This is a genomic window from Spongiactinospora gelatinilytica (genome assembly GCF_003236385.1).
GTDB classification, from domain to species: Bacteria; Actinomycetota; Actinomycetes; order Streptosporangiales; family Streptosporangiaceae; genus Spongiactinospora; species Spongiactinospora gelatinilytica.
Window position 1 is genome coordinate 1 of the sequence record NZ_POUA01000560.1, and the last position, 3,402, is coordinate 3,402.

Below are 3,402 nucleotides of genomic sequence, written 5' to 3' on the forward strand. Positions count from 1 at the left end.
GGGCCGGAGGGCCCCGCTGGGGCGGGGCCGGCCTTTTCGTGCTGGGGAAACGTCACGGCTGCCTCCCGGCTGTCCAGGCCGCGTCGCGGCCGACCGGCGCGGTCGCACCGGTTGCCGGAAACGTAGGCGTGGCCTGGGTCACATCAGAAGGCGTGGCGGGGTTTCTTGATGGGCGCTTAACGGAGGCGCCAGGGCGCGCGCCCGCTCCTCGGGGCAGGGCCGCAGAAGTCCAGTGTTAAGCGGCCATCAAATCCGCGCCGTGCCCTGGGTGGCGGCGCTTCCCGCGGCTTACCATGCCCCTATGCAAGGGAGCGCCCCACCGGGGCGGACGCGCGTGCTGGTCGTCGAAGACGATCGCGGGGTGGCCGAGGCTCTCGTCTCCGGGCTGCGCCGCCTCGGCTTGCAGGTGGTCCCCGCGCACAGCGCGGCCGAGGCGCTGGCCGCGCCCCCCGCCGACCTGGTGCTGCTGGACCTCAACCTCCCCGACGCCAAAGGCGTGGACCTGTGCCGCAGGTTGCGCGCGAAGGCCGCCGACATGGGCATCATCGCGGTCACCTGCCTCGGGGAGACCCACCATCGGATCGCGGGCCTGCACGCGGGCGCCGACGACTACGTCGTCAAGCCGTTCTCCCTCGCGGAGCTGTGCGCCCGCATGGAGGCGGTGCTGCGCCGGGTGCGCCCCCGGCCGGAGGCGCCCATCGTGCTCGGCGGCCTGCGGATCGATCCGGCCATCCGTGCCGTGACCAGGGACGACCGGCCGATCGGGCTGGCGCCCAAGGAGTTCGACCTGCTGCTGTGCCTGGCCCGCGCGGCCGGGGCCGTGGTACCGCGCAAGCGGCTGTTCCTGGAGGGATGGGACGCGATCGGGCAGGGGACCGGCCGCACCCTGGACGTCCACATCGCGACGCTGCGCGCCAAGCTGGGCGATCCCCCGCTGATCGAGACGGTTCGCAGCATCGGATACCGGCTGCCCTGCCCCGGCGACTGAAGGCGACCGTGCCGGTGGCGCAGGCCCGCATCCCCCGGTGGCGTACGGCGATCGCGCTCGCCATACTGACCGCGATCGTCACCGCGTGCGCGAACACCGGCCTGCCCGCCGCGCCACGGGGCCCGGTCCGCATCGCGTCCGGCAGCGCCGGGGGCGTCTACGCCCTGTACGGCGGCGCGCTGGCGCACCTGGTCAGGCAGCGCTTCCCGGAGACCGCGGCCGAGCCGATCGCCACCGTCGGCAGCGTCGAGAACATCGAACTCCTCACCGCCGGCAAGGCCGAGGCCGGATTCGTGCTCGCCGACATCGCCGCCGACGCCCTCAGCGGCCGGGGCGCGTTCCCCGGCGGGCGTCCCATCGTCGCCCTGGCCCGGCTGTACGACAACTACGTGCAGCTCGTCGTACGCGCCAACGGCCCGATACGCACCCTGGCCGACCTCGCCGGGCGGCGGGTGTCGATCGGCGCCAAGGGCTCGGGCACCGCGGTCGTCAGCGAGCGCGTCCTGCGGCTCGCCGGGCTGTACGACGACGTCGTGCTCGACCACCAGGAGATCAGCCCCTCCGCGCGCGCCCTGGAGCTGGGCGAGCTGGACGCCTTCTTCTGGAGCGGCGGCCTGCCCAGCGAGGGCATCACCGGCCTGCGCGCCTCGACCGCCGTGCGGCTCATCGACCTCGGCCGGGTCGCGGGCAGGCTCACCCGGCAGTACGGCGAGCTGTACACCGAGACGACCGTGCCCGCCTCGGTGTACGGCCTGGCGGACGAGGTGGGCACCGTGAGCGTGCCCAACTACCTCGTCGTTCACCGCGACCTGCCCGAGCCCGTCGCCTACTGGCTCACCAGGACCCTGTTCGAGGAACAGCCCCGGCTCGCCGAGGTGCACGACGAGGCGCGCCGCCTGGACCCGGGCGCGGCGATCACGACCTATCCGCTGGACCTGCATCCGGGGGCGGCCCGCTGGTATCGGCAGCAGCATCGCTGAGCGGCAGCCGGAGCAGCGCCTGTAATCCGCGTGGCCGCAGCGGCGTCAGCTCCAGCGACCCTCCGCTGCGGTGCGCGAGCGTGCGGGTGCCGGCCAGGCCGAGGCCGGTGCCGGGCGTGTTCTGGTGCCGGGGGCTGCGCCAGAAACGGCCCCCGGCCTGCGTGAACTCCTCTTCGGTCAGCCCGTCGCCGCGGTCGCGCACGGCGATCGTGACCCAGCCCGCGCCGGGCCCGCCGTTCTCGGAGCCGACCGACACCTCCACAGGGGCGCCGCCGCCGAACTTCAGCGCGTTGTCCAGCAGCACGTCGAGGGCGTGGCCCGGCAGGTCGGGCGGGCAGAGCGCGGTGACCCGATCGGGGGCGTCCACGGTGAGCGGGGTCGCCGCGCTCAGGTAGGCGGTCCGCCAGGCTTCGGCGCGCCGCCGTACCTCGGCGGAGACGTCGACCGGCTCCGGCAGGGAGTCGAGGGCCTCGGCCCTGGCCAGGCGCAGCAGGCCGTCCACGGTCACCCCGAGCCGGTCGGTCTCCTCCAGCGCGCGGCTCAGGTCCTCGCGGCCGTGCTCGTCGGCGGCGAACGCCTTGGCGTTCTCCAGCCGCAGCCGCAGCGCCGTCAGCGGGTTGCGCAACTGGTGGGAGGCGTTGGCGACGAACTCCCGCTGCGCCCGCGCCGCGGCGGCCAGGGCGTCGGCCATGGCGTTGAAGCTGGCCGCGAGCCTGCGCAGCTCGGGCGGGCCGGCGCGGTCGGAGACGTGCGCGGCCAGCGAGCCGGAGCCGACGACGTGCGCGGCCTCGTCGAGGTCGCGGACCGGGCGCAGCACCCACCGCACCAGCGGCACGGCCACCGCGAGGGCCACGATGACGAGCGCGAGCAGCCCGCCCGCGGCGAGGTAGCCCAGCCGTACGGCGAGCTCGCCGCGCGCCGCGCCGGTGGGGGAGACGGTCACCGCCGCGCCGAGCACGCGGTTGTCCCTGACCACCGGCTCCACCACGACGTAGGGCCGGCCGTCCCACGGCCACAGCGCGTGCGGCCGCTGCGGCGGCCGGCCCGCGAGCCCCCTTTGCAGCGGGCGGGCCACCTCGGGGTCGTCGAGCGCGACCGCCGGGCGCGAGGCGGCGAAGACCTTGCGGTCGGCGTCCACGACGAACGCAAGGCTGTCGTAGAGCTCGTCGTAGCGGCGCAGGTCGGCCTCAAGCCGCCGGACCCGGCCGGTGGACAGTGCCGAATCGGCGGCGTCGGCGAACCGGCCGGTGTCATCGGCCCGGCTGATGAACACCGCCTGCGAGGTCTGCTCGGCCCCGGTGATGGCGAGCGGCAGCCCGAGCGCGGCCACCAGCCCGGAGACCAGCGCGATGACGATCACCAGCAGCCGCCTGCGCACGACGCCTCACCTCGCGCCAAGCGTACGAGCCCCTAGCCCCCCGCGCACCCCCGTCG

Annotated in this window: 3 protein-coding genes; 2 read left to right on the forward strand and 1 reads right to left on the reverse strand. The window is 75.2% G+C overall.

Annotation, left to right across the window (positions count from 1 at the left end; translation table 11 throughout):
• The first annotated feature begins 301 nt into the window (after positions 1-301).
• Positions 302-988 carry a response regulator transcription factor gene (locus tag C1I98_RS36845; protein ID WP_111171900.1) on the forward strand — a complete coding sequence of 229 codons (687 nt, stop codon included), beginning with the start codon at positions 302-304 and terminating at the stop codon, positions 986-988.
• An 8-nt stretch (positions 989-996) separates the two neighbouring features.
• Positions 997-1,968, forward strand: a complete 972-nt coding sequence (locus tag C1I98_RS36850) for a TAXI family TRAP transporter solute-binding subunit (RefSeq protein WP_158558347.1) — start codon at positions 997-999, stop codon at positions 1,966-1,968.
• On the opposite strand, the gene C1I98_RS36855 is transcribed toward C1I98_RS36850, so the two are convergent.
• The gene (locus C1I98_RS36855) at positions 1,904-3,346 is read right to left on the reverse strand and encodes a sensor histidine kinase (protein ID WP_111171902.1); all 1,443 of its coding nucleotides are present in this window, start codon (positions 3,344-3,346) and stop codon (positions 1,904-1,906) included. The two genes, C1I98_RS36850 and C1I98_RS36855, sit on opposite strands and share 65 nt — an antisense overlap.
• Positions 3,347-3,402 lie beyond the last annotated feature (56 nt).

Bases quoted from the DNA above. Each gene is read 5' to 3' on its own strand.
- C1I98_RS36845 (WP_111171900.1), top strand. From the start codon at position 302: ATGCAAGGGAGCGCCCCACCGGGGCGGACGCGCGTGCTGGTCGTCGAA.